Source organism: Thermogutta sp., from assembly GCF_014359955.1.
Classification (GTDB): Bacteria; Planctomycetota; Planctomycetia; order Pirellulales; family Thermoguttaceae; genus Thermogutta.
On record NZ_JACIYL010000395.1, the window covers coordinates 1 to 4050 of the forward strand.

At 57.3% G+C, this 4050-nt stretch carries 5 protein-coding genes; 3 read left to right on the forward strand and 2 right to left on the reverse strand.

Features of this window, described 5'->3' with window-relative positions:
* The 3 genes from H5U08_RS11925 to H5U08_RS11935 all read left to right on the forward strand — a co-directional run.
* Positions 1-378 (forward strand): hypothetical protein (locus tag H5U08_RS11925; RefSeq protein WP_297033291.1); only part of this gene is annotated, 378 nt, incomplete at its 5' end.
* Positions 379-681: 303 nt separating this feature from the next.
* Complete coding sequence (locus H5U08_RS11930) at positions 682-1512, forward strand: hypothetical protein (RefSeq protein ID WP_297033293.1); 831 nt, start codon at positions 682-684, stop codon at positions 1510-1512.
* 43 nt (positions 1513-1555) lie between these two features.
* Positions 1556-2071, forward strand: a complete 516-nt coding sequence (locus H5U08_RS11935) for a DUF4870 domain-containing protein (RefSeq protein ID WP_297033295.1) — start codon at positions 1556-1558, stop codon at positions 2069-2071.
* Positions 2072-2340: 269 nt separating this feature from the next.
* Here the strand turns inward: H5U08_RS11935 and H5U08_RS11940 are convergent, their stop codons facing one another.
* Both H5U08_RS11940 and H5U08_RS11945 read right to left on the reverse strand, forming a co-directional pair.
* Positions 2341-2793 (reverse strand): hypothetical protein, encoded by a 453-nt coding sequence (locus tag H5U08_RS11940; RefSeq protein ID WP_297033297.1) that lies wholly within the window; start codon positions 2791-2793, stop codon positions 2341-2343.
* Between the two features lie 63 nt (positions 2794-2856).
* Entirely contained in the window at positions 2857-3738 is an 882-nt protein-coding gene (locus tag H5U08_RS11945) for a DUF1559 domain-containing protein (protein ID WP_297033298.1), read from the reverse strand.
* Between the last annotated feature and the right edge of the window lie 312 nt (positions 3739-4050).

Here is a 4050-nt window from a genome sequence, read left to right on the forward strand (position 1 = left end):
GTGAAGGTGCGATTCAATCTTTATCTCAACCAGGCGGGGGCGGTGGTGATGGGCCTCATCACCGGCGTTCTCATGTGCTGGCTATTCAATTTTTCGCTCCATCTCGCTCCCCTTGGCACCAAACCATTCATGACACCCATCCTCGCCGAAGACGGCACGCCACTCGGCGTCCAGTGGGCCCGCGTGGCCAGTTACCTTTCCAAAGGAGCCCTCTCGCGGTCGGTGTCGGAAGCCGAAGCGGCTCGCTACGGTGGGTCCGTGGCCGCCTTCCCGGGTGCCAAGAATATCTTTCAGACGTATTATGAACGCGCCCAGAAGCTGGAAGAGCAGGTGAGCTCCGGGGGAGGATTCACCACCGAATCGGCCCCGCCAAGATAGGACGGACCGGAAAAACAAAGCGGGCTGGCAAGCGTAAATCGAAAAGGGCCGTGCGGCGACTCGGAAAACACGCCAACAGTGGGAGAAGGGACCCCACGGCGGACGAGTTCGCGGCCTGCCTGCCTCCCCAGGAACTGAGTGTGGCGAAAAATTTCCCCGGGCCGGCGCACGGTCTCCGAGGATACCCCTCCCCACTCGCTATGGACGGCGACTGGGCAGAAAAGCCTTGGCCGGTGTCGGCCGAAACCCAGGAGTCCGGCGTGGATTGAGGCCTCGTCTCTTGGATCGCGTGGGAGTGAACATATGAGCGAGGAAACAGCACGGGCAGCACCGCCCGATACGGTCGTTCCGGAAGCCGCGGCCTACCGCCCCCTCAGCGCGGCGGCCGTGGTGGCCTGTGTTCTCGGCGTGCTTTCACTGAGCGCCTTCTTCGGCCCGGCCCTGTGGGTGATCGCTCTTGCCGGTGTTATTGTGAGTCTCTGGGCCTGGATTCGCATTCATCAGTTCGAACCACCGCTGACGGGGAGGACGGCCGCCCTGATCGGCTTGGGGTTGAGTGTCTTCTGCCTGGTCGGAGGACCCGCCCAGTGGATGCTGCAGCGCTACCTGCTCAACCAGGAGGCCCAGAAAGTCGCCATGCTGTTTTTTGACTATCTCCTCCACGACGAACCGCACAAGGCGCATCAGCTCAGTCGGTCGGCTTTTGATCGGGCTCCCCTGGATGAGCATCTGTGGGAAAAATATCCCCCGGACAGCAGCGCCCGAAAGGACCTGGAGGCGTTTCTTGAGCGGAAGGAGGTTCGCGCGATCATCCTGCTGGGAAAAGATCCCCGTACCAAAATCAGGTTTTTTGATAACGAAGGTATCTGGCGGGAAGACACACTCATCAAGGTAGCCCAGAGTTATGCGGTGACCTATTATGACGCGAATAACGTGAAGAAGACATTCTTCGTCACCGTCATTTTGAATCGTTATCCCCTGCGAACGGCGAAGATTTCTGATTGGTACGTGAGCGATATCAGCAGTTACAATCCGCCGCACGCCCTGGAAGATCGACAAAAGGCCTGGGAAGAGGCGCAGAGGGAAAAAGAAAAGACACGGGCATTGGGTGAGATGCCGTCGCCCGAAGAGTGACGAGAACGACACTCCGGGCTTTTGCGCTGCGGGAGGTTGGGCTGTGACACTGGCAGAAGAACTGGAACGCCTTCATCGGCTTCACGAGGCAGGAGCGCTGACCGACGAGGAGTTTGCGGCAGCCAAGGCCCGGCTGCTTTCCGATTCGTCCAGCGATCAAAAAACTTCCCCTGTCGCCGGATGGCGATTACGGGAACGGCTCCAGGATGGTCGGTTCTGGGCGATGCTTCTTCATCTGTCGCTGCTCCTCAATATCACGCTTCCCGGGTTCGCTCTGGTGGTGCCGTTTCTCATCTGGCAACTAGGAAAAGACCGTTTTCCTGAGCTGGATACCCACGGCAAGAACGCCGCCAATTTCGTGATATCCTATCTCATTTATGGGGCATGCGTGGCCCTGGTGGGATTTGTCCTCTCTCTTATTCCCCTCGGGATTACGTTGGCGCTCCCACTCTGGTACGGATTTGCCGCGCTTCTTGTGTTGTGCGTTTTCTACGTGGCGTGGCAGGCCAACCAGGGCCGCCTGGTCAAATATCCGCTGGCCATCCCGTTCTTTGTCTGAGCGGAGGTTTTTCCAGCACCCCAACGCGACAAGTCTGGAACACTCACCTTTGCGAACCTGTCAAAAGGCAGCACCCAATTGGCTCGGCACCACCGATTGCTTGGGACTTCACGGCGCGTGTAAATCCGGAGGCGGATTTTTTGCCCCGTGCCGATGAATGGCGCACACCCGTCAACGGTTGCCAAGTTCCAAAGTTGTAGTCCGGCGACCGTCAGAATCTGCCAACGGGGATAGAAAAAACAAGCGAACGGTGGGGATTACTGACCTATTCAGGGCCCCTGGTAGGGCTCATTGGACGGAGGCGGGAGAACCCAATCGTCTGGCACCACGAAATTTTGCTCGCTGGGGCCGGCTGGCAGATCCACAGCAGTTTCGTAGTCTGGGAAAAGCAGAGTTCCTTCGGGGAAAAACTCGTCACCGGAGTCCTTGCCCGTTAGTCCCGTGATTCGAACCTTGTGCGGGCCGCCGATGTGCCCCCGGCCCTCTTTCCGTGAATCGTACCGCCCGTTCTCGATTTTGATGGTAACCGCGGGACCCGAATTTCCTTGTGAGGCATCCGGAATAAAAGTGACAGAGCCTGCTGGGACGGGTTGTCCCCGATAGGTAACTGTTCCCCAGACGTCGTATTTGCGAGGATCATTCTTGCTACATCCGACGGCGAGAAATACCAGGAAGGACAACACAACAAAGCCAACAGATACGTCACGCCGACCGGTTGCCATGACTCTCCCGTCCTCCAACTCACCTGTTGCGTTTCCTGGTGGATGCGACACCGCGCCCAGCCTTCAGGGTGCCTGCAGGGCTTCAGCCCCATCTTTGCTTCCAAGAGCCAAGTAAATTCCGAAATCAATTGTTTCGGAGATGAACCGAGCAGAGCCGTCGGCGTTGACGAACTGACAGCCCCCCGGATGGTGACTACCGAATGCGATGCCGTTCCAGATCGACTCATTCTTGGAGTTGATTGGAAAACGCAGGTACTTCGACAGCAAATAGAGCGTGCCTCGGCTATCTTGATACTTGCCACGCACCCAAGCACGATATTTCGTCATTTGCGACCAGGAGATCTCGCCCAGGAGCACCGTGTTGGAGGTCCCGTCGGTGATATCCGCCATCCGGCTGGAATACTGCCAGAGGATACCCTGGTCACACTCGCCACCGAAGGCCTGCGAGGTGTTGCGACACTTGTAGGTCTGGTTTGTCGTGGGGTTGGTCCCGTACGGACCGAGAATGCCATAGTAGTGTACGGTGTACACGCGGTCTCCCCCGGGGTTCGGCCAGATTTCGGCCGAATATTCCGACTGCCGCTGAATGGCTGAGGGGCAAATATAGGTGGGGATCATGATCGCGGCATGTCTGATTTTATCCGGCATGGTGTAGCTTCCGGCCCGCCAGTCCATCTGATCGTAAATCGGCTTCTGTTCGATGAAGGCGAGAATGGACGCCGTCCACCCAAGTTGGTTAGCGATCATCCCCGGCAGGGGAAACTGGCCCCAGGTATCGTGATAATTTTGGAAGGCCAATCCGAGTTGCTTCAGATTGTTAACACATTGGGACCGTCGTGCAGCCTCCCGGGCCGCCTGGACTGCGGGAAGCAAAAGCGCAATGAGTATGCCAATGATCGCGATGACGACGAGCAGTTCTACCAGCGTGAACCCTCGACGAGACATTGAAATAACCCTCCACTTCCAGGATTTGAATCGACACCCCGAACCGCACCACCCACTTTAGCTGCCGCTCACCCGATCTGCAACCCATCAGCCTGATAGTTGGCCCAGTTTTCCCCATTTTTGTGAGCAACTGTGAGAGCCAAAGGGGCTGAATAGCGCTGTAGTAGCAATTGATCAATCGCCCCTACGCTCAAATACAAAAAATGAACCGAACAGATGACCCTCCGTCCACGAGATACTTACGACGTTGGAATGCAGAGTGGCAAGCAGGCCCCTCCCATAGGACTAATTCATGAATGGTCCCAACCGTCA